At 62.4% G+C, this 24,902-nt stretch carries 23 protein-coding genes and 3 pseudogenes; 17 read left to right on the forward strand and 9 right to left on the reverse strand.

Features of this window, described 5'->3' with window-relative positions:
- The first annotated feature begins 185 nt into the window (after positions 1–185).
- Positions 186–1,319, forward strand: coding sequence for an NAD(P)/FAD-dependent oxidoreductase (locus ACSQ3G_RS31595; protein WP_436113155.1), 1,134 nt, complete (start codon positions 186–188; stop codon positions 1,317–1,319).
- Here the strand turns inward: ACSQ3G_RS31595 and ACSQ3G_RS31600 are convergent.
- Positions 1,287–2,210 carry a helix-turn-helix domain-containing protein gene (locus ACSQ3G_RS31600; RefSeq protein WP_436113156.1) on the reverse strand — a complete coding sequence of 308 codons (924 nt, stop codon included), beginning with the start codon at positions 2,208–2,210 and terminating at the stop codon, positions 1,287–1,289. The genes ACSQ3G_RS31595 and ACSQ3G_RS31600 overlap by 33 nt on opposite strands.
- 142 nt (positions 2,211–2,352) lie before the next feature.
- On the opposite strand from ACSQ3G_RS31600, the gene ACSQ3G_RS31605 reads away from it, so the two are divergent.
- From ACSQ3G_RS31605 to ACSQ3G_RS31655, 11 genes and pseudogenes are all read left to right on the forward strand, one after another.
- Complete coding sequence (locus ACSQ3G_RS31605) at positions 2,353–3,798, forward strand: aldehyde dehydrogenase family protein (protein WP_436113157.1); 1,446 nt, start codon at positions 2,353–2,355, stop codon at positions 3,796–3,798.
- 44 nt (positions 3,799–3,842) lie between these two features.
- Positions 3,843–5,045 carry an amino acid ABC transporter substrate-binding protein gene (locus ACSQ3G_RS31610; RefSeq protein ID WP_436113158.1) on the forward strand — a complete coding sequence of 401 codons (1,203 nt, stop codon included), beginning with the start codon at positions 3,843–3,845 and terminating at the stop codon, positions 5,043–5,045.
- Positions 5,046–5,109: 64 nt separating this feature from the next.
- The gene (locus ACSQ3G_RS31615; protein WP_436113159.1) at positions 5,110–5,976 is read left to right on the forward strand and encodes a branched-chain amino acid ABC transporter permease; all 867 of its coding nucleotides are present in this window, start codon (positions 5,110–5,112) and stop codon (positions 5,974–5,976) included.
- Entirely contained in the window at positions 5,973–6,914 is a 942-nt protein-coding gene (locus ACSQ3G_RS31620) for a branched-chain amino acid ABC transporter permease (protein ID WP_436113160.1), read from the forward strand. The genes ACSQ3G_RS31615 and ACSQ3G_RS31620 overlap by 4 nt, the downstream gene beginning before the upstream one ends.
- Positions 6,911–7,642: an ABC transporter ATP-binding protein gene (locus ACSQ3G_RS31625; RefSeq protein WP_046635659.1), complete on the forward strand. Its 732-nt coding sequence runs from the start codon at positions 6,911–6,913 to the stop codon at positions 7,640–7,642. Before ACSQ3G_RS31620 ends, ACSQ3G_RS31625 begins: the two co-directional genes overlap by 4 nt.
- Complete coding sequence (locus tag ACSQ3G_RS31630) at positions 7,635–8,972, forward strand: ABC transporter ATP-binding protein (protein ID WP_436113161.1); 1,338 nt, start codon at positions 7,635–7,637, stop codon at positions 8,970–8,972. The genes ACSQ3G_RS31625 and ACSQ3G_RS31630 overlap by 8 nt, the downstream gene beginning before the upstream one ends.
- A 12-nt stretch (positions 8,973–8,984) precedes the next feature.
- Complete coding sequence (locus tag ACSQ3G_RS31635) at positions 8,985–10,463, forward strand: aldehyde dehydrogenase family protein (protein WP_436113162.1); 1,479 nt, start codon at positions 8,985–8,987, stop codon at positions 10,461–10,463.
- Between the two features lie 23 nt (positions 10,464–10,486).
- Positions 10,487–12,043 carry a flotillin family protein gene (locus ACSQ3G_RS31640; RefSeq protein WP_436113163.1) on the forward strand — a complete coding sequence of 519 codons (1,557 nt, stop codon included), beginning with the start codon at positions 10,487–10,489 and terminating at the stop codon, positions 12,041–12,043.
- A 145-nt stretch (positions 12,044–12,188) separates the two neighbouring features.
- Positions 12,189–12,891 (forward strand): annotated as a pseudogene (locus ACSQ3G_RS31645) (IS6 family transposase).
- Between the two features lie 397 nt (positions 12,892–13,288).
- The gene (locus tag ACSQ3G_RS31650; RefSeq protein ID WP_105401705.1) at positions 13,289–13,525 is read left to right on the forward strand and encodes an antitoxin; all 237 of its coding nucleotides are present in this window, start codon (positions 13,289–13,291) and stop codon (positions 13,523–13,525) included.
- Positions 13,525–13,926, forward strand: a complete 402-nt coding sequence (locus tag ACSQ3G_RS31655) for a type II toxin-antitoxin system VapC family toxin (protein WP_105401704.1) — start codon at positions 13,525–13,527, stop codon at positions 13,924–13,926. The genes ACSQ3G_RS31650 and ACSQ3G_RS31655 overlap by 1 nt, the downstream gene beginning before the upstream one ends.
- A gap of 544 nt (positions 13,927–14,470) precedes the next feature.
- Here the strand turns inward: ACSQ3G_RS31655 and ACSQ3G_RS31660 are convergent.
- The 5 genes and pseudogenes from ACSQ3G_RS31660 to ACSQ3G_RS31680 form a co-directional block, all read right to left on the reverse strand.
- Entirely contained in the window at positions 14,471–16,345 is a 1,875-nt protein-coding gene (locus ACSQ3G_RS31660) for a HAMP domain-containing methyl-accepting chemotaxis protein (RefSeq protein WP_436113164.1), read from the reverse strand.
- 247 nt (positions 16,346–16,592) lie between these two features.
- Positions 16,593–16,991: pseudogene (locus ACSQ3G_RS31665) on the reverse strand (Lrp/AsnC family transcriptional regulator); the annotation flags it as partial.
- The gene (locus ACSQ3G_RS31670; protein ID WP_436113165.1) at positions 16,990–17,682 is read right to left on the reverse strand and encodes a hypothetical protein; all 693 of its coding nucleotides are present in this window, start codon (positions 17,680–17,682) and stop codon (positions 16,990–16,992) included. The pseudogene ACSQ3G_RS31665 and the gene ACSQ3G_RS31670, both read right to left, overlap by 2 nt.
- 192 nt (positions 17,683–17,874) lie before the next feature.
- Entirely contained in the window at positions 17,875–18,300 is a 426-nt protein-coding gene (locus ACSQ3G_RS31675; RefSeq protein ID WP_105435379.1) for a type II toxin-antitoxin system HicB family antitoxin, read from the reverse strand.
- 77 nt (positions 18,301–18,377) lie between these two features.
- The gene (locus tag ACSQ3G_RS31680; RefSeq protein ID WP_436113166.1) at positions 18,378–18,572 is read right to left on the reverse strand and encodes a hypothetical protein; all 195 of its coding nucleotides are present in this window, start codon (positions 18,570–18,572) and stop codon (positions 18,378–18,380) included.
- A gap of 88 nt (positions 18,573–18,660) precedes the next feature.
- Here ACSQ3G_RS31680 and ACSQ3G_RS31685 point away from each other — a divergent pair, with 88 nt between their 5' ends.
- The 3 genes from ACSQ3G_RS31685 to ACSQ3G_RS31695 are packed head-to-tail and all read left to right on the forward strand — an operon-like array spanning position 18,661 to position 19,243.
- Complete coding sequence (locus ACSQ3G_RS31685; RefSeq protein ID WP_436113167.1) at positions 18,661–18,795, forward strand: hypothetical protein; 135 nt, start codon at positions 18,661–18,663, stop codon at positions 18,793–18,795.
- Complete coding sequence (locus tag ACSQ3G_RS31690) at positions 18,759–19,046, forward strand: hypothetical protein (RefSeq protein WP_436113260.1); 288 nt, start codon at positions 18,759–18,761, stop codon at positions 19,044–19,046. The genes ACSQ3G_RS31685 and ACSQ3G_RS31690 overlap by 37 nt, the downstream gene beginning before the upstream one ends.
- Entirely contained in the window at positions 18,929–19,243 is a 315-nt protein-coding gene (locus ACSQ3G_RS31695) for an ATP dependent DNA ligase (protein WP_436113251.1), read from the forward strand. The genes ACSQ3G_RS31690 and ACSQ3G_RS31695 overlap by 118 nt, the downstream gene beginning before the upstream one ends.
- A gap of 144 nt (positions 19,244–19,387) precedes the next feature.
- On the opposite strand, the gene ACSQ3G_RS31700 is transcribed toward ACSQ3G_RS31695, so the two are convergent.
- On the reverse strand, positions 19,388–19,870 hold the full coding sequence (locus tag ACSQ3G_RS31700) for an Lrp/AsnC family transcriptional regulator (RefSeq protein ID WP_105401702.1): 483 nt from the start codon (positions 19,868–19,870) through the stop codon (positions 19,388–19,390).
- Positions 19,871–19,968: 98 nt separating this feature from the next.
- Between ACSQ3G_RS31700 and ACSQ3G_RS31705 the strand changes: the two genes are divergently transcribed.
- Both ACSQ3G_RS31705 and ACSQ3G_RS31710 read left to right on the forward strand, forming a co-directional pair.
- On the forward strand, positions 19,969–21,468 hold the full coding sequence (locus tag ACSQ3G_RS31705; protein WP_436113168.1) for an aminotransferase class V-fold PLP-dependent enzyme: 1,500 nt from the start codon (positions 19,969–19,971) through the stop codon (positions 21,466–21,468).
- A complete protein-coding gene (locus ACSQ3G_RS31710; RefSeq protein WP_436113169.1) occupies positions 21,461–22,339 on the forward strand; it encodes an MBL fold metallo-hydrolase in 879 nt (292 codons plus the stop codon). Before ACSQ3G_RS31705 ends, ACSQ3G_RS31710 begins: the two co-directional genes overlap by 8 nt.
- A gap of 1,145 nt (positions 22,340–23,484) precedes the next feature.
- Here ACSQ3G_RS31710 and ACSQ3G_RS31715 read toward each other — a convergent pair.
- Positions 23,485–24,210 (reverse strand): annotated as a pseudogene (locus ACSQ3G_RS31715) (IS5 family transposase).
- 50 nt (positions 24,211–24,260) lie between these two features.
- Positions 24,261–24,557, reverse strand: coding sequence for an Imm53 family immunity protein (locus tag ACSQ3G_RS31720; protein WP_436113170.1), 297 nt, complete (start codon positions 24,555–24,557; stop codon positions 24,261–24,263).
- Between the last annotated feature and the right edge of the window lie 345 nt (positions 24,558–24,902).

Here is a 24,902-nt window from a genome sequence, read left to right on the forward strand (position 1 = left end):
GAAGCTGGCACGAACGAGCAAAGGCGGTCCAAGAGCGAAAAAGCTGCTGCCCATAAGTGCCGCTTATGCCTCGCCAGGGGACGTCCCATAGGTCCGGCTTATGGGATGATGAAAACCTCGACTTTGACACCGGCCGGCCGCACCGGAATGGTGGCGGGGATGAAAGACATTGCGGAAACGGCCTTATGGATGTGATCGTGCTGGGTGGTGGCCTGATGGGGGCCGCATCGACCTATTTTCTCGCCCGGCGTGGTCTGCGCGTGACGCTCATCGAGCGGAACCGGGTGGGCAGCGGCGCGACGGTCGCTTCCTTCGGCAATATCCGCCGCAGCGGCCGCTACCTGCCGCAACTTCCCCTCGCCCGGCGATCCCTGACGCTTTGGAGCAAGGCGGCGGCGATGCTGGATCGGGACGTCGAGTTTCGGGCGACCGGCCATGTCCGGCTGGCGTTCAGCCAGGCGGGTCTCGAGGAGATGCGCAGCTTCGCGACAGCCGCCAGACCTTGGGGTCTCAACCTTGAGGAGTTTACCGCGACGGAGCTCCATGCGCGTTTTCCGGGGCTCGGGCCCGAGGCGATCGCTGCCTCCTTTTCCCCGGAGGACGGAAGCGGCAATCCGCGCCTGATCGCCCCGGCTTTCGCGGATGCCGCGAGACGTATCGGTGCCGAGATCGTCGAGAACGTGGAGGTGAAAGCAATCCGGCGAAGCGCCTACGGCTTCGAGGTAGAAACCTCGAACGGCGTCCATGCCGCTGCTTGCCTGCTCAACACCGCCGGCGCCTGGGGCGCCCGAATCTCCGCGCAGTTCGGGGAAGCCGTCCCGATCGTCGCGAAGGGGCCGCAGATGGGAGTGACCGAGCCGCTGCCGCACCGCATCCTGCCGGTCGTCGGCGTCTGGGCCCATGACCATGGCGGTGGTTACCTGCGCCAGGTGGAGCGCGGAAACATCGTCTTCGGCGGCGGCGCGGAACGTACCGATGTTTCGCTCGATACCGGCCATGCCAAGGCCGACCCCGCCCGGCTTCCCGGCCAGCTGCGCGCCCTCCTGCCGATCCTGCCGGCGCTTGCCAATGTCTCGGTGATCCGCACCTGGTCCGGCTGCGAAGGTTATGTCGGCGACGGCCTTCCCGTCATGGGACGATCGGCAACGACGCCGGGGCTGTTCCATGCCTTCGGTTTTTGCGGCCACGGCTTCCAGCTCGGCCCCGGCGTCGGCGACGTGATGGCGGAATTGATCTCGACCGGCGCGACCGAGACGCCCATCCACGACTTCCGGATAGAGCGGTTTTCACGGCCAGGCGTGAAGAGCGTTCTGGCTTGACGCATCGACCTGGCTGAAGCGGCGCAGATCGAGGCGGTAGCGCGCCGGGGATTGGCCCTGTAGCGACTTGAAAAACCGGCTGAACTGAGCGGCTCCGGCAAAACCGAGGACACCTGCGACCTGCCCCAGCGACAGGGGCGAGCTCGCAAGATAGATGCGGGCTTCCATCAGCTGCCGTTCGCGGATGAGCCGCGCCGGCGGCCGGCCATAGGCGCGCAGGCAGATGTCGTTCAGCCGGTCGCGCGAAATGCCGAGTTCGCCGGCATAACGGGCGACTGTCCAGTGCTTGCGGAAATGGCTTTCGACCAGTGCGGTGAACTGGCTGGAAAGCGTCTTGGGGGCGCCGGGTTGCGCGCCCGCGCCATGACCGGCCGGCAGGTTGCGATGAAGGTGGACGAGCAGAATGTGCAGCAGCGATTCCACCACCGCCGCCGACATCGGGCCAGGACGCAGGGTTTCAGCCAATATGCCGGTAAAGCAGGCGGCGACCGCATCGCTGGCACTGTTGCCGGCACCCAGCCGCATGAACGAGGACCGCTCCACCATGAAGCGCAGCTGGGATGCTTCCGCCCGGCGCTGCAGGACCCGGTCGAGCGTCGAAGCGCCCAGCAGCAGATGGGTCCCCTGCGCGCCGGCACCCAATTCCAGCCGCATGCCGTCCCGCCACGGTATCCAGCCCATGACCGGACCGGACAGGGGAAGAACCAGCTCATCCCCGTCGCGCAGAGCCGCCTCCCCCTTTTCGAGGATCAGCGCCCGGAAGTTTTCCGCGTCGCCGAGGCCCGCCCGGCCGAGCACGCGCGTCTGCAGCGCTGCCCGGAACCGCTCCGCGCGAACAGGTGCTTCCGGTCGCGGGGCGGGGCTGGGCGAAAGCCGTTTACGGTCGGGCATCTAAAATCCCACAACGAGGAAATACATTCCCACAGAACGTCATTTACTCTGCGGCGATGTCAATCAAAATAGGGCTCGTAACCCTGAAAAAATAACAAGACGGGCTGCGGGAGGATCAACGAACGGCCGTTTGGGAGGACGCATGTTCGTAGCGAGGGGTATCGTCGGTGGAGCGTCCGTTTCCGCGCTGGATGAGCGCAGTTTCGAACGCCGCGACATGGCCACGGGAACGGTGTTGACGCAGGCCGCGGCCTTCGGTGCGACGGAAGCGGAAGCAGCCGCCGATGCTGCTGCCGGAGCTTTTCCGGCATGGTCCGGCCTTCGACCGCAGGAACGCTCGGCACTGCTCCTGCGCGGGGCGGACCTGCTGATGGAACGCGTCGACAGCTTGTGCGCGATCGCTCATCTCGAGGTCGGCGCAACCCCCGAATGGGTCCGCTTCAATGTCGAGGTTGCCCAGGCAACCCTGCGTCAGGCTGCGAGCCTCGTCGATGCCATCCGCGACGACGAGGTGGAAGGCGGGCCGCCGGGCGTGCGCTACCGCCTGATCCGTCGGCCGGCCGGCGTGGTCCTGGGGCTTGCGCCATGGAATGCCGCGGTGGCTCTGGCCGTCCGGGCGGTTGCAGCGCCGATGGCGCTCGGCAACACGGTGGTGCTGAAGGGTTCGGAGCTTTGCCCCAAGGTGCACGAGACCGTGGCACAGATCCTGATCGACGCGGGCCTGCCGGACGGCGTACTGAACTATGTGAGCAGCGCGCCCGAGGATGCCCATGACGTGGTCGAGGCGCTGATTGCCCATCCAGCCGTGCGGCGCGTGAATTTCACCGGCTCGACGCGGGTCGGAAGGCAGATCGCCGAGATGGCGGCGCGGCATCTCAAGCGTTGCCTGCTGGAGCTCTCCGGCAAGGCATCGTCGGTCGTACTCGCCGATGCCGATCTGGACGGAGCCGCCAAGGCGGTCGCCCACGGCGCTTTCTTCAATCAGGGCCAGGTCTGCATGTCGACGGACCGGATCATCGTCGAGGAAAGCCTGGCCGACAGCTTCATTGCCCGGCTGAAAGTGGAGGCCGACCGGCTGTGCGGCGATCCGGCCACCGGCCAGCCGCTCTACGGCCACGTCATCAGTCCGGAGGCGGCGGCGCGCCTCCACGGTCTGGTCGACGATGCCCTGGCCAAGGGTGCGGTGCTGGTCACGGGCGGCAAGAATGCCGGCACGCTGATACAGCCGACCATACTCGACCATGTCGCCTACGGCATGCGGATCTACGAGGAAGAGACCTTCGGCCCGGTGGTCGGCGTGGTTCGGGTGGCGGATGCCGACGAGGCGGTGACCGTTGCCAACGATACGGAATACGGCCTGACAGCCGCCGTCTTCGGGGTTGACCTGCCGCGTGCACGGCAAATCGCGCGGCGGATAGAGGTCGGGGCGGTGCATATCAACGGGACGACCGTCTGCGACGATCCGACGATGCCCTACGGGGGCGTGAAGGCAAGCGGTTACGGCCGCTTTGGAGGGAGGGCGGTGATCGAGGAGTTCACCGAAATCCAGTGGATGACCGAACGGGACCTGCCCGACCAAGTCGGATGAGCCCGTCACACGGACTTAGCATGCAACAACGGGAGGAGAAGAGAATGAAACGCAGGACATTTACCCGGCTGGCCGCCTTGGCGCTTGCAGCCGGCGTTGCCGGAACTCCGGTTATGGCGCAGGAGGTTCTGAAGGTCGGCGCCGTCGCGCCCAAAACCGGGCCTCTGGCCGGCGGGGCGGCGGTCAGCTATTGGCCGAACGTCAAGCTTTGGATCAGCGACGTGAACGGTCGCGGCGGCCTGAAGGTCGGCGGCAAGACCTACAAGCTCGAAGCCATCGAATACGACGACCAGACCAATCCGGGCGAAACCATCAAGGCCGTGCAGCGTCTCGTCGACCAGGACAAGGCAAAGATCGTGCTTCCGCCCTATTCGACCGGCCTCAACCTCGCCGCCGCACCGATCTACGCACGCTACGGCCTGCCGATGATCACCTCGACGGCGACCACCGACAAGGCCGATGCCCTATCCGCTCAGTTCCCCAACGTCTTCATCACGCTCGGCGGCGCCAAGCCGGTGGTGCAGGGAGTGGTGGACACCATGGTCAAGCTGCGCGATCGGGGCGATATCGGCAAGAAGCTCGCCATGGTCAACGTCGCGGACGCCTTCGGCATCGAACTGATGAACGAGGCCAAGCCAGCCTTCAAGAAAGCCGGCTTCGAGCTGGTTTACGAGACGTCCTATCCGCTCGGCACCCAGGACCTGTCGCCGGTCATGAAGGCCGCCAAGGCCGCCGCTCCGGATGCCTTCATTGCCTGGTCCTATCCGCCAGACACTTTCGCCCTGACCGAACAGGCAATTGTCGAAGATCTCAAGGTCGGTGCATTCTTCACTGCCGTCGCCACGGCATTCCCGGCCTATGCGGGCCGGTTCCGCACGGCGGTCGACGGTGTGCTGGGCATCGGTGGTGTCAATGCCGACGGAGAGGCCTTCAAGGCCTATGCCAAACGCCACGAAGAGGTCACGGGCGCCAAGCCGGACTATTGGGCGAGCGCCATGGTCTATTCGTCCTTCCAGGTCCTGGAAAAGTCGATCGAGGCTGTCGGCTCCTTCGACAATGCCGCCATCATCAAGCACATCAAGGCAAACAGCTTCGACACAGTGATCGGCCCGATCAAGTTCGACGGACATAACAACAACCCCTCGTTCTGGACGGTAGGCCAGTGGCAGGGCGGCGTGTTCAAGGGCGTGGCCTCCACCGGTCGCGACGGCGCTGTCGACGTGAAGAAAAAAGCCGCCTGGAAGTAAAAGCAACAGGCATTCCCGGGATCCGCAACCGGATCCCGGGGCATCTTTCAAGCCGGGGGATGGCATGGACATACTCATAACAGGGCTACTGCTGGGCGGAACCTATGCGCTGATCGCCATGGGCCTGAACCTGCAATACGGCATGGCCCGGATCATGAACCTCGCCAACGGCGAAATGCTGGTGGCCGGGGGGTTCGTGGCCTTCTGGTTCTGGACCGGAAGCCAGATCAGCCCGCTGCTGACCGTGTTCGTCGTGGCACCGGTCGCCTTTCTGCTGAACTGGTTGATCTATCTGATTTTCCTGCGCCCGCTGGTAAAGCGCGCCAAATCGCGCGGCCAGTTGGAGGTGGATTCCATCCTCACGACCTTCGGTCTGTCCTTCGTGGCCGTCGGCCTGATGCTGGCCTTTTTCGGCGGCGATTATTTCAGCTATTCCTATCTTTCGGAGCCGGTCCATATCCTGGGCGATACCTACGGCGCCAATCGCGTCGCAGCGTTTCTGGCGGCTGTCGTCGTCTGCGGCCTGCTGTGGCTGTGGCTCAACCGCAGCCGGGCCGGCATGACGATCCGCGCCATCTCGGTTGCCCCGGAAGCTGCGCGGCTGGTCGGCATCGATGTCCGGCGCACGGCGGCGCTGGCCTTTGCGCTTGGCGGCGCGGTCACTGCCACCGGCGGCGCACTGATCTCGACCTTCCTGACGCTCGATGCCTCGACGGGCGTGATTTTCACGTTGAAAGCGCTGGTGATCGTCATCATGGGCGGTGTGGGCGACGTGCGCGGCACGATCGTCGCGGCCCTGCTGCTGGGTCTCCTGGAAACCTTCGTTGCCCGCCTGATCGATCCCGGCCTGACATTGGCAGCCGCCTATTTGCTGTTCGTCGTGATCCTGCTGTTTCGCCCCCAGGGCCTGTTCGGGAGGCCGACCACATGAGCGCTCTTTCCTCTCGCGACTGGGGCAATCTGGCGCTGTGCGCCATAGCGCTCGCCATTGCGGCCTGCCTCCCCTGGACCGCAGGCGCCTATGGCCTGAGCATCGGCGTCACCATCGCCATGTACACGGTGCTGGCCACCAGTTGGGCGCTGTTTTCCGGGCCGACCCATTACATCTCGCTCGCAAGTGCCGCGTTCTTCGGCGTCGGCACCTATGTGACCGGCATCGGCATCCAGTATCTGCCTTACTGGACGTTGCTGCCGATTGCCGGCATCAGCGGCGCCGTCATGGCCGCCCTTGTCGGCCTGGCGACACTGCGCCTGTCGGGCGTCTACTTCGTGATCTTCACGCTCGGGCTGGCCGAATTCGTGCGCCAGATCATCACCTGGAGCCAGAACATCTCCGGCACCAAGGGCATTTACGTGCTGACCTCGATCGGCGAGATGCACATCTACTGGCAGCTGCTGGCGCTTGCCGCGCTGGTCTGGTTGCTGGGCTGGCTGATCGGCCGCTCCAGGCTGGGCTTCGCGCTCAGGATCATCGGCGACGACGAGGCGGTTGCCCGGCATTCCGGCATCGACACGGCGCGCGCCAAGATCCTGCTGTTCATGGTGCCGGGCGCAGTGGCCGCCATCACCGGCGCCATGCTCGCTCCGCGGTATGTCTATATCGAGCCGTCGCTCGCCTTCTCGCCGATGCTGTCCTTCCAGGTGGTGATCATGGCGCTCTTGGGCGGCACCGGCCGGCTGTGGGGGCCGCTCGTCGGCGTCATCCCCTTCACCTTCCTATGGGAGGCGATCTCCGTGTCGTTCCCCAACCAGACCACCCTGCTTCTCGGCGTCTGCTTCCTCGTCATCGTCTACCTGCTGCCCAAGGGCTTTGTCGGGTTGATCGATCTGGCGGCCAGGAGAATGCGGTCGGCGGAGGGCTATGCATGAGCGCGCTTCTGTCGCTTCGGGGCGTAACCAAGCGCTTCGGCGGCCTGGTGGCCGTCAACCGCATGGATTTCGACGTAACCGAACATCAGGTGCTGGGCCTGATCGGGCCGAACGGTTCGGGAAAATCGACTACGCTGAACCTGATTTCCGGTGCCTTTCCCGTCACCTCGGGGGCGATCAGCCTGCGGGGACAACCCATCACGCATCTGGCCGCGCAGGATATCGCGCGGCGCGGCGTGGCGCGCACCTTCCAGCTCGTGCGTCTGCTGCCCTCCATGACCGTCCTGCAAAACGTCAAGGCCGGCGCGGTCTTCGGCCATCGTCGCCATTGGGGCCATGAGGCGGATGCGGTCGCCGAGGCCATGCTGGAAAAGGTGGGCCTGGCCGGCCGCGGCCATATGATGGTGGGGCAGCTGACATATATCGACACCAAGCGCGTCGAACTGGCCCGCGTGCTCGCCGGAGAGCCGGGCGTCGTGCTGCTGGACGAATGGCTCGCCGGTCTCAACCCGACGGAACTGGAGGAGGGAATCCGCCTGATCCGCGGCCTGCGCGACGAAGGCCGGACGGTTATCCTTGTCGAGCATGTGATGGATGCGATCCGCTCGCTCTGCGACCGCTGCGTCGTCATGGCCGCCGGCACCAAGATCGCCGAGGGAACCCCCGCCGAGGTATTGTCCGACGCCGCCGTGATCCGCGCCTATCTGGGAGACGACGACGATGCTTGAGGTGAAGGGACTGTCTGTCTCCTACGGCCAGCACCGTGCCCTTGAAGGCGCATCGCTGAAGGTCGGCCGGGGCGAGATCGTGGTCATCCTGGGCGCCAATGGCGCTGGCAAATCCACCCTGCTCAAGGCCGTCTCCGGCATCTGCGAGGGACGCGCGACCGGCGCGATCACCATGCAGGGCCGCGATATACTGGGGCTTGCCGCCAACAGGATCGTCGACGAAGGCATCGCTCTCGTGCCGGAAGGCCGAGGTGTCTTCGCCGACCTGTCGGTTGCCGAAAACCTGCGGCTGGGCGCCCATGCACCCCGCGCCCGCGACGAAGAGGCCGGCAATCTGGAGCGCGTGCTTCGGCTCTTTCCCAAGCTGCAGGAGCGCAGCAGGCAGATCGTGCGGACCATGTCCGGCGGCGAGCAGCAGATGGTGGCGATCGGCCGCGCGATGATGTCGAACCCCGCTCTGCTGACACTCGACGAGCCCTCGCTCGGTCTTTCCCCCCTGCTTTGCAAGGAGCTGTTCCAGGCGTTGAAGGTGGTGCGCGACAGCGGTATCGGCATCCTGCTCGTGGAGCAGAATGCCAAGCAGAGCCTGGCCATCGCCGACCGGGGCTATCTGCTGGAGAATGGCCATATCATCCATGAGGGCCGGGCGCAGGACCTGCGCAACGATCCGGCGGTGCAGGCCGCCTATCTGGGCGGTGGCAAGGCATCGGGTCAACGGTCGGGCGCGCCTACGGCGACGCCAACTGCGCCTGGGTCCACACCCGCCCACTCCACAACTCCCACGCATGTCCCGCCACGGACATCGGGTGCGTCACCGGCCGATATCGCCGCTTCCGTATTGGCCGCCCTGCCAATGGCGGCGCGACGGGATGCGGCCGCCCCTCACCCCGCCTCCGCTGCGCTCGGCGACCCTCTCCCCGCAAGCGGGGCGAGGGGGAACGGAAACGCCGCGGCTTCTCCCTTCTCCCCGCCTGCGGGGGGAAGGTCCCGGCAGGGGGATGAGGGGCAGCCCACACCAGCCGGATCCGCTTCCATCCCTCGTCCGGTCGCATCCCCTGCCCCCGCCATGCGCGGCGCGGCGGATGCGCTGCTCGGAGGCCTGTCGCTCGGCGACATCATCGCCGAGGCCAGCCGCGCCAGCCGGGCCGAACATGGCACCGCCATGCCGTCCGCGCCGCCGCGCGGCCACTCCACCGTCCCGCCATCCTATCCTGCCTCGCCCTCGCTTGAGATGGGCAACAGCCAGGATCGACTGAAATCCGTCCTGAAAGAGATCGAGGAAGCCGCCGCCCGCGCTCGGGCATGGCGCCATGATCCCAACCGCAACTGAGGAGATTGCATTATGCTTGATGTCGTCACGTCCCCCACGCCCTCCGTCAAGGGCATGTTCATCGGCGGGCAATGGGTGCCTGCCGCCCGCACCTTCGAAGACCTGAACCCCTCCGACAACTCCGTCTATGCGCGTATTCCGGATGGCTCCGCTGCCGACATGCGCCGGGCGATCGATGCGGCACAGGCGGCCTTCGGCGACTGGGCGGGCCGCGCCTTTCACGAACGCGCGCACCTGCTCCTGAAGATCGCCGACGTCTGGGATCAGCGCAAGGCCGACTTCTGTGCCGCGGCCATGGCCGAGGGCGGCGGCTGGAAGGGCAAAGGCATGTTCGAGGCAGGCTATGTGGCGGAAGTATTCCGTTCTGCGGCCGCGCTCTGCTACCAGTCGATCGGCGACGTGCTGCCATCCGAACACCACAAGTTCATGATGGCCACCCGCTTTCCCCTCGGCGTGGTCGGCGTCATCAGCCCCTGGAACATGCCGGGCATCCTGACCTCGCGCGGCTTTGCCGCAGCCCTTGCCGTCGGCAACACGATCGTGCTGAAGCCTTCGGAAGACACGCCCTATTCAGGCGGCCTCTACTTTGCCGAAATCCTGGAGGAGGCCGGCGTACCGGCCGGCGTCTTCAATGTCGTCACCTGCTCGCGTGACAGCGTCGGCGCCGTGGGCGACGAGATGATCGGCAATTCCAAGGTCAAGGCGATCAGCTTCACCGGCTCCACCGCCGTCGGCCGCCAGATCGCCGCCAAATGCGGCGCCTACCTCAAGAAGGTCTGCGTCGAGCTGGGCGGCAAGGATTCGATGATCCTGCTGGAGGATGCCGACCTGGACGCCGCCGCGCGGGCCGCCAATTTCGGCAGCTTCATGCACCAGGGCCAGGTCTGCATGTCCACCGAAAAGCTGCTGGTGCACGAGAAGATCTTCGAACCTTTCATGGAACGTTTCCTGGCGCGCGCCCGCAAGCTCAAGACCGGCCATACCAACGATCCCTCCAATGTCATCGGCCCGCTGGTCAACACCCGCCAGGCGCTTCGCGTCAAGGCACTGATCGACGACGCTGTGGCCAAGGGCGCCAAGGTGGAGCTCGGCGGCCGCGCCTGGGAGAATTTCGTCGAGCCGACCGTGCTCACGAATGTCAACAGCTCCATGAACATATGGCATGACGAGACCTTCGGGCCTGTGGTCGTGGTCTGCCCGTTCCGCGACGATGGCGAGGCGGCAGCGCTCAACAACGACACGGAATACGGGCTGACCGCCGCGGTGTGGTCGAAGGACGAGGCGCGCGCCCTGCGACTGGCCGAGCGGCTGGAAACCGGCATCTGCCACATCAACTGCCAGAATATCAACGACGAGCCGCATGTGCCCTTCGGCGGCACCAAGGCCAGCGGCGTCGGGCGATATGGCGGGCGCTGGTCGCTCGACGCCTTCACCGAGCTACGCTGGATCACGCTCGATCGCGGCGGCCGCCACTTCCCGCCGCAGTTCTGACCGGCACCGAAAGGACTTTTACCATGAGCGCTCTGGGCTGGATCATCATCCTACTCATTCTTGCGGCCATCCTGATCGTGCTGGCCGCCCTGTTCTACCAGCGGGCCACCAATGAGGTGAGCCTCGTGCGCACCGGCATCGGCGGGCGCAAGGTGGTAATCGACGGCGGCACGCTGGCGATCCCCTATTTCCACGAGGTCGGACGCGTCAACATGCAGACCATCCGCATGGACGTGTCGCGCACCGGCGACAGTGCCCTGATCACCAAGGACCGCATGCGCATCGATGTCGGCGCCGAGTTCTACACCTCGGTCGTCCCGGAAAAAGCCGCGGTGGTGCGGGCCTCGCAGACGCTGGGCCGGCGCACCTTCCAGGCCGATCAGCTCAAATCCCTCGTCGACGGCATGATGGTGGATGCATTGCGCGCAGTCGCCGCCCAGATGACCATGGACGAACTGCATGAAAATCGCGGGGAGTTCGTGCGACAGGTGCATGAAGCCCTTTCCGGCACTCTTTCCAAATACGGCCTGCAGCTGGACAGCGTCTCGCTGACTTCGTTCGACCAGACGCCGTTCTCGGCTCTGGACGAAAACAACGCCTTCAACGCCGTAGGCATGCGCAAGCTTGCCGAGGTGATTGCCAAGTCAAAGAAGGAGCGGGCGGAGATCGAGGGCGAGAGCCAGGTCAGCGTGCGCCGCGCCGAGGTGGATTCCAACCGCCGCAAGCTGGAAATCGAGCTGGAACAGCGTCGCGCCGAAATACAGCAGACCCAGGAGATCGAACTGCTGCTGGCGCAGCAACTGACGGAAGTCGCCCGCCGCAAGGCGGAGGCCGAGACCGCGGCGGCCGAAGCCCGCATCGGCATGGAACGCGCCATCCAGTCCGCCTCTATCGCCCGCGAGCAGATCATCCGCGAGGCCGAGATCAATCAGGCGCGTGCGCTTGAAATGGCCGAGCAGGATCGCTCCATCCTGATTGCGGCAAAGAGCCAGGAGGAAAGCCAGGCGAAGGCAGAGGCGGCGGACGCGCGCGCGGCCGTGATCACCGCGGAGGAAAATCTCGAGACGGTGCGCCAGGTGGCAGAGGCCGAGCGCCGCAAGCGGCTGGCGCTGCTGGCGGCCGAACAGGATGCGGAAGCGCAGGCGACACGCGTGCGCATCACTTCCGAAAGCGACCAGATCGCCGCCAAGACCCGCGGCCTGATCCGCCGGGAGGAGGCCGACACGCTGCGCATCCAGAAGAAGGCCGAGGCCGACGGCGAGGCCGCCCGGATCGAGGCGGAAAACACCCGCTCGCCGGAACTGGCGGCCATGGAGATGGAAAAGGCGCGGCTCGCCGCCCTGCCCGCCATCATCGGCGAGATGGTCAAGCCGGCCGAGAAGATCAAGGGCATCTCGATCAACCACATCACCGGCCTTAGCCGCTCAGGTGAGGCCGGCGAGCGCATGCCCTCCCCCGTCGACCAGACCGTCAGCTCGATCCTCGATATGGCCGTGACCCTGCCGACCATGAAAAAGCTTGGCGATGCGCTTGGCCTGAACCTGGAAAGCCTCGTCCCCGAGGAGCCGCGCAAGAGCTGAGAAAGACGTTCAAGCCAATCGAGGGATTCGTGGGAAACGGCGTCGATCGGCCACGGGCATCTCTGATGGTGCCGTGGCCGACGACCTCACACGGTGATGATATCAGGTTAACCGGTACAAAAGGTTTCGGCGGTAGTCGCCGGTCATGATCCAATCCACAATCAGCTACAAGCGCCATCGTTTCCCGCCGTCTTTGATCGCCCATGCGGTCTGGCTGTATTTCCGATTTCCGCTGAGCCTGCGCTTGATAGAGGAAATGCTATTGGAGCGCGGCATCGTCGTTTCCTATGAGACGATCCGGTGTTGGGCGAAGAAATTCGGCCTGGACTATGCCGGTCGCTTGCGGCGCAAGCCGCCCAGCCCGGGCGACATTTGGCATCTGGACGAGGTGGTCGTGACCATCGGTGGCCGCAAGCACTGGCCCTGGCGTGCCGTCGATCAGGACGGCTACGTTCTCGACGAGATCGCTCAGACCAGTCGCAGTACCAAGGCTGCCAAGCCTGCTGATCCGCCTGATGAAGAAGCAGGGATGTTTGCCGAAGCGTATTGTCACCGACAGGCTTGGTTCTTATGGCGTCGTGCGGCGTCAGGTCATACCTGCCGTGGAGCATCGATCACATAAGGGGCTGAACAGTCGCGCCGAGAACTCCCATCTTCCTTTGCGGAAGCGGGAGCGAGTGATGCAGCGGTTGCGTTCGCCGGGCACGCTGCAACGTTTCGTCAGCATCTTCTCAGCGGTCCGAAATCTGTTTGTCCCAGCACGATCCAATCGTTCCGCCTTCGCCATCCATCTGCATCGCCTTGCAGCGATCGCCCATTGGAAGGACGTTGCCGGAATTGCGGCCTGATCACTCAGGAGCATCCCCGATCCGCAACTGTCAGACTTAACCTGACATCACCAGCTCGACGACGAACGGCATGTCGCCCACGCTTTGGTGATTCTGATGACCGTCGGTGGCACACCATCGATCGGTGATAACGCGGTAAGGCCAGCTTTTTCATCAACCCCAGACAAACTCGCGACCGGATGATCGACGCATCGGCTCCATCAGCAACTCATCCTAGTCACTCGCGAGAGGGCGAAGCAGCAGAATTCGGGCCAGCCAGACTTTTCTACGGATCTGGCCGGGGTCCAAACGACGGCCCGAGAATTGACAAGACATGATCCGTTGAAATACACACGTCGGATGTACATTTAGGTGGTTGAGGCATATAGTACATCCTCGTACATACAAGGAGCGCGCCATGCAGACCACTAGAGCCTTCAAGAACGGCAATTCGCAGGCCGTCCGTATCCCGGCCGAGCTGGCCTTTGATCGCACGGATGTCGAACTGGAGATCGAACGGGTCGGTGACGAACTACGCATCCGACCCGTTCGCCAGTCGCTCGCCGGCGTTCTGGACGTCTTCGCCCGTTTTTCGCCAACGTTCCTGCAGGACGGCAGGGAAGACCATGAACAGGCTGAGCGGGATCAGATCTGATGCCGCGCTACATGCTCGATACCAATATGTGCATCTACCTGATGAAGAACCAGCCGGAACAAGTGGCTCGCCGCTTTGCCGGTTGTTATGTGGGCGATGTGGTCATATCAGCCATTACCTTCGCGGAGTTGGACTATGGCGTTTCCGCGTCGGATGATCCGGAGCGCGAGCGCGCCAACCTCGATGCACTGTCCATGCTGATTACGGTGGAACCTTTCGACATGATCGCGGCGCGTGCCTATGGGCCGGTACGCATGGCGACGCGAGAGCGGAAAAGAGACCATTTGGACAAGTTGATCGCCTCGCATGCAATCGCGCTGAATACCATTCTGGTTACGAACAATGTGCGAGACTTTGCGGCGTATCCCGGGCTGAACACCGAGAACTGGCTAGATGCCTGAAGCGTAACACCACCCTAGTCGCGATTCAAAGCCGGCCGAGAAGATCAAGGGCATCTCGATCAACCACATCACCGGCCTTAGCCGCTCAGGTGAGGCCGGCGAGCGGATGCCCTCCCCCCGTCGACCAGACCGTCAGCTCGATCCTCGATATGGCCGTGACCCTGCCGACCATGAAAAAGCTTGGCGATGCGCTTGGCCTGAACCTGGAAAGCCTCATCCCCGAGGAGCCGCGCAAGAGCTGAGAAAGACGTTCAAGCCAATCGAGGGATTCGTGGGAAACGGCGTCGATCGGCCACGGGCATCTCTGATGGTGCCGTGGCCGACGACCTCACACGGTTTTTCCTTCACGGCCTGCGAGATCGACGACCCGTGTGGATATTCTCTACGCAATATCCCGGTCGTGAGTGACCGGCAGGATGGGGAGCCCCGTCTCGGCGGCGATCTCCTGCAGGAACGTGACGACCTCTTTTTGGCTGACCGCGCACCGCCTCAGGAAGCCCCTTGTAGGGCAAAGGCGAAGTGGTGCCCGTACAACCGCCGCGCTTCATCTTTGGCTCGCGCGGCGGGGAGCGATCGTCTCCACTGGCCGGCCGGTTTGCAAGGGCCGCGCAATCCGCTGGATGTCGGTCGTATTGTCGCTCTTCAATTGGAACTGATTAACAAGATGCCGCAGGCGGCTCGCCTCGGAGGATAACGAAGCGACGGCGGCTGTCGACTGCTCGACCATCGCCGCGTTCTGCTGCGTCGCCTGGTCCATTTGATTGACGGCCGTATTGATTTCGGCAAGTCCGGTCGATTGCTCGCGCGCCGAGGTGGCAATCGCATCCATGACCTGATTGATCTGTACAACGTACTCACCGATCGACTTGAGCGACGTCCCGGTTTCGAGAACCAGTTTCACGCCATTTTCCACTTCGGTCGATGATTTCTGGATGAGCCCTTTGATTTCCTTGGCCGCTTGAGCAGCCCGCTGGGCAAGCTCGCGGACTTCCTGTGCGACGACTGCGAAACCTTTGCCCGCCTCACCGGCACGGGCGGCTTCAACACCGGCGTTGAGCGCCAAAAGGTTCGTCTGGAAGGCGATTTCATCAATTACACCGATGATGTTCGAAATCTGCTGCGAACTGTCCTCGATGCGCCGCATGGCTTTCTCGGCTTCCGATACGACCGTCGCTGACCGTTTGGCACTGGCATTGGCTTCTAGGGCCACATTGCGTGCCTCATCGGTACGTTTCGTCGACATCGCGACATTGGACGTAATCTCATCCAAGGCTGCAGCCGTCTCCTCGAGAGAGGCTGCCTGTTGTTCTGTGCGCTTGGAAAGGTCCTGAGCACCGGATGCAATCTCACCGGTCCCACTGTCTATGCTCTGTACGGTTTGGAGTACCGCGCCGATTGTCGTGCCCAGTTGGCGGAGCGAAGCATTAAAATCCTCGCGCAGCGCCTCGTATTCGGCCCCAAATTGCTCAGAAAGCTGAAATGAGATGTCGCCTGCCGCAAGCCGCTGCAGACCTCCGCCCAATGTCGTGGTCGCGAAGCGCAATTGTTCGGCCTCCCGTTCTGCGCGCTGCTGGGCGGCAGCGCGCGCCGTCTCCATCTCGATGCGGGATTCTGCCGCTTCATTCTCGAGCCTGACGAGGTTGAGGGCGTTGTGACGGAAAACTTCAACTGCACCGGCCATTTCACCAACTTCGTCGGCGCGCCCGGCGTAAGGAATATCGCTATCAAGGTCTCCGTCCGACAGTTGCTTCATCGCGGAGGTGATCCTTCGGATCGGATTCGCGACGCCTGAGATCGCAAACACGATGCCGGCGAGAACTATGAGCACCGCAAGCACGGCGATCGCCGCCGTCTGCAGGAAAGCGGACTTCGCGGAGGCACCGCTTGCCGCCACAAAGCCTTCAGCCTGGTTGAGGATGAACGCAACCAGATCGGTTACCCCCTTGTCCACCAGTTCGGCTTGCGACTCCATGTCCTTCTTGAATAAATGAACCGCTTCCGGTGTCTTTCCGCTGTTATGAAGTACGACCATTTGCTCAGCCGAGGCGCGGTATTTGCTGAACTCCGGCTTGATCCGCTTGATCAGTTCCCTCCCGCGCTCAGTCCGGACGCCGTTTTCGTAGTCAGCAATAACCTTTTCGACAGCAGCGACAGCGGCGTCGATCTTTCGCTTCCCGATACTCTGCTCCTCCGCCGTATCGTCGAGGATGTAGCTGGCATAGACAAGCTTGAGATCGAGGAAATCGCCTTTTATCTCACGGGCCGTCAACAGCCGCTGTATCCAGAAGGTCCCGATCTGCTCCGCATTGGCGCTGAGTGTCGCGATCGTGCTGAGGGAGACATAGGATAAACCAATCATGAACACACTGATAATCGACAGCTTCAGGACAAGGGCTTGCTTGATGCTTGGGCGGTTCATGCTGCGGCTCTCCAAAGGCGCTTAGGGGCGACCGGCTCGATCGTCAGGGCAAAATGTCACACCATATTGATAATTTCTAATTAACTAAAATAGATTGCCCGTCTCGCGCCCCTTCGTAACGGAAGACCGCGCCGCTGCATCCAACCCCCACCCGCATTTGCTGAATCTGCGGATATCGCCTAATTTCGCGTCAACGCAGGAGAGGCTTGAGTTGACCGATAGGGGATATGCCGCCGGCCTCGCGCGTTCACCTCAGGCGGCTTAGGTCCACGGCCCGATTGCGAATGATGGCCTCCATGGCGAAAAATCCGGTCACGGTCGCCAGGTCGAAATTGGTGATGAGCTTTTGATAGAAGGCGTCGTAGCCCGAAATTCCGCGGGTGACGACCTTGATCAGATAATCCCAGTCTCCGCCTATCCGATAGAAATCGATGACTTCCGGCAGCCGGTCGACATGCTTGCGGAAATCCTCGGACCATTCCTTGGAATGGTGACGGGTCCGGATCATCACGATGACCGTCAGGTCAAAGCCCAGCATCTCGAGATCGACCTCGGCGCGGGAACCGCCCACCACGCCGCTTGACTGGAGCCGCTGCAGCCGGCGCCAGCAGGCATTTTGCGAAAGCCCCACCTGTTCGGCCAGATCAAAGTTTCGAACGGGCGATAAATGACATCCGAAATCGACATGACCACTCGTTTATATCAAACGACGGAAAAGGAATTGCTGCGATGAACCACATAAGAGCATCTGGCGTCACGTTAATTAACTTCAAGAGGTATCGGCATCTGGCGAGGCGGGCTTGATAGGTATTCCGGACGGAAGAAGCTCTGCTCCGCCGAGCAGGCATGGCGCGAGCGCCGGCTGACGGGGCGGTCTGAGGTACCTCGACGAGGCGGACCATGAGCGGATCCGCGCATGGATCGAAAAGCACAATGCGAAGATGCGGGGCGAGACCGGAATTCCGGTCCCGCTTCAGCCTGCCGACACCCAAGAAAAAGACAGCGTGCTGCCGCATCCGCAGCCCGAACGCCAGAAGCTTGTCCTGACGCAGAGGTGGACCTGATGTTTTTCCGCTCCCGCTCGCCCCAAGCGCGTCCTGCTGGCCGTCGCACCGACGCTGCTGGAACGTTTCCATGCGGCAAAAGAGTATGGCCTGACGCCGCCGCATATCGACAATTTCCGCAACGTGACCAAGGCCTGCCAGTTGCGCGGCGTGAGGGCCGGAACTCCCTTCATCGCGATCAATCGCCGGAGCTGGACTGCAACGCCGCACGGCTTCGAGCTCGACCAGGCGCTTGATCTTTGCCTCCGGACCGCTCGCGTCGGAATTGCGCAACCGGACGATCTCAACGCGTGCCAGCCTTATGCCGACGTGCCGAAAAGGGAGGCGAGAGGTTAATGGGGGGTCGGCGATATGTGCGACGGCTCACAGGCCTGGTTGCCGCACGGCCTTACCGGCGGCCCGTATCGATAAAGATCAGGAGCGGCGGTTGAGCGCGAGAGTGGGGAAAGAGGCGCGCCTCATAGTTCAGGCCGCCTCCATGACGGAAACAACCAGGGTTTTACCAAGGGCGGCCATTGCCTCCTGCATCTGGCCGAGCTTGGTTCGGTGATCCGGATCGAGGATCCTTCGAGCCTCGTTCTCGGATTTTCCGAGACGCCGAGCAAGTTCACTCTTGGAGATGTCAGATTCCATAAAGGCCTGGATCAACGCGAGCTTGACGGCATCCTCGGCGTCTACCGCAACCGGAGTGCCTTCACTGGCAATCGGTTGCGGCAGTGCGCGGCCATCCTGAACGATACCGCGCAGAGCAAGGCCAAGCGCTTCCTGCGCATTGGACATTGCCTCCTTCCGGGTTTCCCCGTGCGTGATCGCTTCGGGGACATCTGCGAACGTCACGAGGAAACCCCCATCAGGGTCATCCTCGAACTTCGCGCGATATATGAATTCCATAGTGCAGTGGTCTCCTCTTGTCGGTGGTGGTGGTTGGGCATGCGGTGTCAAATCCGTGCGATCGATGCAGGTCGGCCTCATTCGAGGCCGAGCTGTTTCTTGATCAATCGCACATATCCCGGGGTCAGCTCTCCAGATTTGATTGTGGTGATCCGACCGTTGAGTTTTACCCGGTAGTGCGAACCCTTTCCCTTGTCCTCGAAGATTTCCAGCTCCAGATCTTGATCTTTGGCAATCTTGCGAAGTTCTCTCAGGAACTGCTCGCGTTTCATTTAACCTCCTTTCTTGAAATCAGTTCTCGCACATTTTTGTGCGAGACGCAAGAAGTTTCGCACAAAAATGTGCGACATTGGAGGCGTCATGACCTCCGCAATTGATCTCTTTATCGAAGAGGCGCGCGCGGTCACGGTCCTCGATGTGGCGGCGATCCGAAGCAGGCGCATCTTCCCTTCGATCCCATGTCGGATCGCGTTGAGCCTTGCCTGGCATTGCTGAAGAGCAAGCCGCCACAGGGCGACGAATGGTCCTACGAGATCAAGTGGGACGGATACCGTTCTGGCCGAACCGGCGACTGGCTGAAGATTAAGTGCATCCAGAGCGACAGCTTCGCGATCATCGGCTACGAGCCATCGACTGCGTTGCCCGGTGCGATCGCCAGCCTGCTGCTGGGCGCGCGGTACCGGAACGGCTACAATACCTCGGCAGTTTCGGGACCGGGTTCAGGTACGATGTCGCCCGATCTCTGAAGAAGCAGCTCGACAAGCTGAAGACGACGCTCACGCCTGTAAGTGTGCCAGGAAAGGACCTGGTGCTGACAGCTCCGGCGCTGGTTGCCGAGACCGAGTATCGGGCTTGGACGAACGATGGGAAGTTGCAGCATCCATCGTTCAAGGGGCTGCGCGATGCCGACAACGCGTTCGAGATTCATCGGCTGCCTGATTAGGTTGTGGAAAAATTCCCCGCCACTCGCAACTTCCGTTAATTGCTGTAGTTTGAGGAGTGAACGCGGAGGTTGATGCAGCGCGTTTCCCAACGCCTGTTCCCCGTCGGCCTTCTTTGTTCAACAAACTCCTAGGGCAGCGCGCGTTCACCTCAGGCGGCTTAGGTCCACGGCCCGATTGCGAATGATGGCCTCCATGGCGAAAAATCCGGTCACGGTCGCCAGGTCGAAATTGGTGATGAGCTTTTGATAGAAGGCGTCGTAGCCCGAAATTCCGCGGGTGACGACCTTGATCAGATAATCCCAGTCTCCGCCTATCCGATAGAAATCGATGACTTCCGGCAGCCGGTCGACATGCTTGCGGAAATCCTCGGACCATTCCTTGGAATGGTGACGGGTCCGGATCATCACGATGACCGTCAGGTCAAAGCCCAGCATCTCGAGATCGACCTCGGCGCGGGAACCGCCCACCACGCCGCTTGACTGGAGCCGCTGCAGCCGGCGCCAGCAGGCATTTTGCGAAAGTCCCACCTGCTCGGCCAGATCCCGTTGCGAGAGTGCGGCGTTGCGCTGGAGGCAGGTCAGGATTTTCAGATCGATATGATCAAAACTGACAGATTTATCGATCATGTGACCCGCATTTCCGCTTGTTGCCTGAAAAATAGGTGAAGGTTTCAGACGGTGGTCGAGATTATAATCGCTGTCAATTGCTGTCTGGAGAACCGACGATGCGTGAACAGGCCGATCTCAATCCATCAAAGGAACTCGTCACCGTTCTTGGCAAGTTCAAAAGCAGCCTCGAAGTCGCCGATCGGATCACCGCGTTGAAAGACGGATTGATCGGTTCGAAGGCGAAGGTCGACGGGCCGTTCGGCTTGAAGGATCTCGTTTATGCCGACTACGTCGCCTCGGGACGGGCGCTCAGGCAGGTCGAGCAGTTTGTTCTCGACGAGGTCCTGCCCTATTACGCCAACAGCCATACGGAGGCCTCCTATTGCGGGGGAATGATGACCCGCTTGCGGCGTGAGGCGCGGTCGGTCATCAAAGAATGCTGCGGAGCAGACAGCCGGCATGCCGCCATTTTTGCGGGATCCGGCGCGACTGCGGGCCTCAATCGGCTCGTCAACCTGCTGGGCATTACCGATGCGATCGCTGCCGGTCGGCGGGTTTGCGTGATCGTCGGACCCTACGAGCATCATTCGAACATCCTGCCCTGGCGCGAAAGTGGCGCAGAGATTGTCGAAATTTCCGAAGGCAGCGGCGGCGGCCCGGATCTTGTCCTTCTGGACGAGGCCCTTCAGGGCACCGCTGCCGACCTGACAATCTGCTCGTTTTCGGCCGCATCGAACATAACCGGGATCTCGACCGACGTTGCCGCCGTCACCAGGCTTGCGAAACAGGCGGGCGCCAAGATCGTCTGGGACTATGCCGGCGCCGGCCCCTACATGCCGATCTCGATGACGCCGGAGCAAGGCGCCGAGATCGACGCGATCGTGGTATCGCCGCACAAGTTCCTCGGCGGACCGGGCGCCTCCGGCGTCCTGATCGTGCGGCATGACGCCGTCGTCACCAACAAGCCGTCCTGGCCGGGCGGCGGCACCGTCAAATTCGTATCGCCCACCGGCCACGATTACAGCGACAGCCTGGAAGCCCGCGAAGAAGCCGGAACGCCCAACGTCGTCGGCGACATCCGGGCGGCACTGGTCTTCCTCGTCAAGCATGCGATCGGCTTGGAGGAAATCCGCCGGCTGAACGACATCTTCACGCAAACGGCGCTCGCCGCCTGGCAGGACGTGCCGCAGATCGAACTTCTGGGCTCCGCCGCGATGGCGCGGCTGCCGATATTCTCGTTTCGCATCAGGGACGGCCAGGGCGGCTACGTTCATCAGCAATTGGTCACCCGCATGCTCAGCGACCGGTTCGGCATTCAGGCCCGCGGGGGCTGCGCCTGCGCAGGTCCGTATGTGCACCGGCTGCTGTCGATCGATCCCGAGACGTCGGAGCGGATCAGGCAGGCAATCCTGAGCGGCAACGAGATCGAGAAGCCGGGCTTCACACGGCTCAATCTGAGCGTTCTGCTTTCGGACGAGAAAGTCCAGTTCATCCTTCAATCTGTCGCACAGTTGGCGCGAGATGCGGCTTCCTATACCGAGTTTTATACATTCGATCCCGCACGGGCGATCTTTTCTCCGCGCACGCCGGACCTTCGGGAGGCTCGTTATGCATAGACCTGACGTCGCCGCGTTCTTCGATCCGCGTACCTGTTCGATCCAGTACGTGGTGAGCGACCCGCAAACCAGGGCCTGCGCCGTCATCGATCCGGTTCTCGATTTCGATGAGAAGTCGGGTTCGACGGCGACCCATAACGCTGATGCCCTGCTGGACCATGTCCGCCGGCACGACCTGCGCCTGCAGTGGATCCTCGACACGCATCCGCATGCCGACCATTTTTCCGCGGCCGCCTACCTGAAAGGCGTGACCGGCGCGCCGATGGCCATCGGCGCTCACGTGATCGATGTCCAGAAAATCTGGGCGCAGATCTACAATTGGCCAGACCTGCCTGTCGACGGCAGCCAGTGGGACCGCCTGTTCTCCGATGGAGAAACGTTTTCCATCGGCGAGATCGAGGTCGACGTCATGCATTCGCCCGGCCATACGCTTGCGTCGATCACCTATGTCGCCGGCGACGCAGCATTCGTGCATGACACGCTGTTCATGCCGGACAGTGGCACGGCCCGCACGGATTTTCCCGGCGGCAGCGCAAGTGCCCTGTGGTCCAGCATTCAGGCCATCCTGGCACTGCCGGGAGATACGCGGATTTTCGTCGGACACGACTATCAGCCCGGCGGCCGGCAGCCGCAGTGGGAAAGCACGGTGGAGCGCCAGAGAACGGAGAACATCCATCTCAAGCAGTCTTCCGACAAGGACGCGTTCGTCGCCATCCGCGAAAAGCGGGATCGCACCCTGCCGATGCCGAAGCTGATCCTGCACGCGCTGCAGATCAACATCAATGGCGGCCGGCTTCCGGAACCGGAAGCCAACGGCATGCGATACCTGAAGCTGCCCATCGGTGCGTTTCAAGGCTGCGCCTGGTCCTGAGTACAGGACGATCCGTCTGAGTGCCAGCGGTACGGTTGGCAGCGAGTTCAGGTGGGATAGACCGGGAGAGTGCGGTTTCTGGCAAAATTGGCTAGAGAAACCGCACGATGTGTCGACCGAAAATTTAGGGTTTTGGAAGGCTCCGCCGCCTCCGCGGAGGCCACATCGCAATCCGTCAATGCCTTTGGATCCGATCTCACCCTGGAAAGGCACTATGCGGAAGAAATTTCGATTCGTCGAACTATCGCTAACCCAAACGTCACAACGATTTGTGGCAGTTCCAACCTCGATCGTCCCAAGCCAGTTTAACCACCCCTCCCCTGCCCGCCGCGGTTAAAATGAGCCCGGAAGATCCTGCGACATCCAGGGATCCGCACGCGACGATAGCGGACTTAAAGACTTGGAGACGTTTCATTCGGTCGCTTCACCCATGCGAGCACCGACGCGGTCGCTTGCCCAAACGGAGGCTGCCATCCCTGGCGCGAGAGCCGTCCCGCCGTCCTTGACGACCAAAGTGGTGTTCTCGACCTCAGTTCGCAGATCGAGCCCGTTGCTTGTAATCGCCGGCTCTCATCTCGTCCATGGGGTCATCGGGAAAGAAGCCTGGCCCAGCCATCGCCCGACTCGATCGCTGAGGCAGCCTTCGGACGCGGCCCCTTTCATCGCCAGATCCCTCCCGCGCCGGCCGCCGAATGGCCGACGGCGGGATCCGCGACAGGCTCGACCGAATGGCCGTCGCTCTCACGGTTCGCTCTCAGAGCCCACGGACCGGTGGGAACCGCGTCGCCGCGCCACCTGTCGCGGCGACGGTTTCGCTCGAAGCTCGACACGGTCAGCAGCCTGACGTGTTCGCGGCCTCTTGTCGGATCTGCATTCGCTGAAGACGTAGAGGCCTGCAGTCACTACGTCACCCGCACCACCGGCCTGCCACGGGACATTCTCAGCCCCAGGTCGTTGCACCCATATCAGCCGCCGGTGCCTCCTCCCCGATCATCAACGGGACGTTTGGATTGCCGAACAGGGTCTCGAGGGTAGTCCCTGGATCCGCGCTCCCTCGTACCGATCGCACACCCAAGATTCTGGGATAATTTCTCAGTTGTCCGCGGACTACCAATGGCAAGGATGACGTCCTTCGATCCCCAGCCTCAAGCGCACGTCCGCAACCGCATTGAGGCGAATTGGATCATTGCCAGGACGTTCTGGTCAAGCCTGTGGGAGCGAGTGGCGACGCGGCGGAAGTGCTTCAGTTTGGAAAAGACGCGCTCGATCCGGTTGCGCTCGCGGTTTAGCCCGCGCTGACGCGGAATTTCCAGCACCGGCTGGACCCGGGTGGACAGTGGCCAAAGCACCTCTGCTGCACAGAGATGCGCCGATACGATCCGCGTCATGGGCTTTATCGGCCAAACGACCGCATTCCGACCAACGTGCTCGCGCGGCTGGTCGGCAACAGGCCGATCGTGTGCTCGGCAAGGAGTAAGGCTTGAGCCGGATCGAAAGCCGTTGTGCCTCGACGACCGCATGGATGCGACCCGTCTCGGGGCCGACGAGACGATGCTCCCGATCCCCTTTGCCGTGGCAGCCTGCTGGTGAGCGCGGACGGCAGTGCTATCGGCCCCCTGGATGCGGCCGGAGGTTGCGGATGATGGCCCCCATCATTCCTATCCCACACACCCGCCGTCCCTCATCTCACGAAGCAGCTGTAGCAAACGGTGAGTGGCCCATAAACGCTCGGCCACGCCACGCCGGATCGCAGAACCCAAAGGTGCCGCTCGGCACGCTACGATCATTCACGCGAGGAGCGCCTTCAGGCTTGTTCGGCTGAAGCGGCCGGTCACGCGCCACCCGAAGTCGACCGGATCATATCGCCTCATTCGGCATACGGGTCAGAATTTGCTGCGGCGTCAAAATGCCTGCAGGCATCCTAGCGGACGCTCGTTGCCCAGTCTCGAAACGCCTCAAGAAGCGACCGAAGTTGACGGGGGCCGCCAGCGCCACAAAACACGTTGTCTTCCGTCCAGCACGTCCACCAGTCCAGCTTATGCTCGTAATTGTGACTGAACCGATCGAGTATCCGGCCATCGCAGTCCGTGCCGGCGAGATCGACCGTTAGCAACCAGCCAGGATTGTCGCGAGTGTCGATCGAAGCACCGACGCCGTGCTCCCAATCTCCGTCGCATTGCCCTTCGTGCCAGCGCGCAAACCAGTCCACAACGTCCATTGCGCCAGGTCATCCGTGAGGCGCTCGATTGGAAAGAACTGACCGCGCCTACCGATGTGCAGTCCACCTTGATCAGTTCAGGACCGGATTTGAATACCCCTCATCGATGAGGTGAGGAGCTGAGTAGTCCGCGGACTACTCAGCTCCTGATCCAAAACCCACCTGCCTATAACCATCGGAAAATGAATCCAGAAGACGCGTCAACGGGTGCAACTTACGCGGAAAGCAGGAGAGAACGACGGTTTGGTTAAGCGTTTGTCAATCGGTAACGAATCGGAGCATAATGTAACTGCGCAGTTAAAGCGCTTTTTGTGGAAATTGCGCAGTTAACCGGGAAAACATCAA

Origin of the sequence: Neorhizobium tomejilense (assembly GCF_964254135.1) — a bacterium.
Taxonomy (GTDB): Bacteria; Pseudomonadota; Alphaproteobacteria; order Rhizobiales; family Rhizobiaceae; genus Neorhizobium; species Neorhizobium tomejilense.

Excerpts from the sequence above, each read along its gene's own strand:
- ACSQ3G_RS31650 (WP_105401705.1), top strand. The coding sequence starts at position 13,289 with ATGCAGACCACTAGAGCCTTCAAGAACGGCAATTCGCAGGCCGTCCGT.
- ACSQ3G_RS31710 (WP_436113169.1), top strand. The coding sequence starts at position 21,461 with ATGCATAGACCTGACGTCGCCGCGTTCTTCGATCCGCGTACCTGTTCG.
- ACSQ3G_RS31660 (WP_436113164.1), bottom strand. The coding sequence starts at position 16,345 with ATGAACCGCCCAAGCATCAAGCAAGCCCTTGTCCTGAAGCTGTCGATT.
- ACSQ3G_RS31610 (WP_436113158.1), top strand. The coding sequence starts at position 3,843 with ATGAAACGCAGGACATTTACCCGGCTGGCCGCCTTGGCGCTTGCAGCC.
- ACSQ3G_RS31705 (WP_436113168.1), top strand. The coding sequence starts at position 19,969 with ATGCGTGAACAGGCCGATCTCAATCCATCAAAGGAACTCGTCACCGTT.
- ACSQ3G_RS31625 (WP_046635659.1), top strand. The coding sequence starts at position 6,911 with ATGAGCGCGCTTCTGTCGCTTCGGGGCGTAACCAAGCGCTTCGGCGGC.
- ACSQ3G_RS31685 (WP_436113167.1), top strand. The coding sequence starts at position 18,661 with ATGACCTCCGCAATTGATCTCTTTATCGAAGAGGCGCGCGCGGTCACG.
- ACSQ3G_RS31630 (WP_436113161.1), top strand. The coding sequence starts at position 7,635 with ATGCTTGAGGTGAAGGGACTGTCTGTCTCCTACGGCCAGCACCGTGCC.
- ACSQ3G_RS31690 (WP_436113260.1), top strand. The coding sequence starts at position 18,759 with ATGTCGGATCGCGTTGAGCCTTGCCTGGCATTGCTGAAGAGCAAGCCG.
- ACSQ3G_RS31605 (WP_436113157.1), top strand. The coding sequence starts at position 2,353 with ATGTTCGTAGCGAGGGGTATCGTCGGTGGAGCGTCCGTTTCCGCGCTG.
- ACSQ3G_RS31635 (WP_436113162.1), top strand. The coding sequence starts at position 8,985 with ATGCTTGATGTCGTCACGTCCCCCACGCCCTCCGTCAAGGGCATGTTC.
- ACSQ3G_RS31620 (WP_436113160.1), top strand. The coding sequence starts at position 5,973 with ATGAGCGCTCTTTCCTCTCGCGACTGGGGCAATCTGGCGCTGTGCGCC.
- ACSQ3G_RS31615 (WP_436113159.1), top strand. The coding sequence starts at position 5,110 with ATGGACATACTCATAACAGGGCTACTGCTGGGCGGAACCTATGCGCTG.
- ACSQ3G_RS31595 (WP_436113155.1), top strand. The coding sequence starts at position 186 with ATGGATGTGATCGTGCTGGGTGGTGGCCTGATGGGGGCCGCATCGACC.
- ACSQ3G_RS31720 (WP_436113170.1), bottom strand. The coding sequence starts at position 24,557 with ATGGACGTTGTGGACTGGTTTGCGCGCTGGCACGAAGGGCAATGCGAC.
- ACSQ3G_RS31675 (WP_105435379.1), bottom strand. The coding sequence starts at position 18,300 with ATGGAATTCATATATCGCGCGAAGTTCGAGGATGACCCTGATGGGGGT.
- ACSQ3G_RS31600 (WP_436113156.1), bottom strand. The coding sequence starts at position 2,210 with ATGCCCGACCGTAAACGGCTTTCGCCCAGCCCCGCCCCGCGACCGGAA.
- ACSQ3G_RS31700 (WP_105401702.1), bottom strand. The coding sequence starts at position 19,870 with ATGATCGATAAATCTGTCAGTTTTGATCATATCGATCTGAAAATCCTG.
- ACSQ3G_RS31640 (WP_436113163.1), top strand. The coding sequence starts at position 10,487 with ATGAGCGCTCTGGGCTGGATCATCATCCTACTCATTCTTGCGGCCATC.
- ACSQ3G_RS31655 (WP_105401704.1), top strand. The coding sequence starts at position 13,525 with ATGCCGCGCTACATGCTCGATACCAATATGTGCATCTACCTGATGAAG.
- ACSQ3G_RS31680 (WP_436113166.1), bottom strand. The coding sequence starts at position 18,572 with ATGAAACGCGAGCAGTTCCTGAGAGAACTTCGCAAGATTGCCAAAGAT.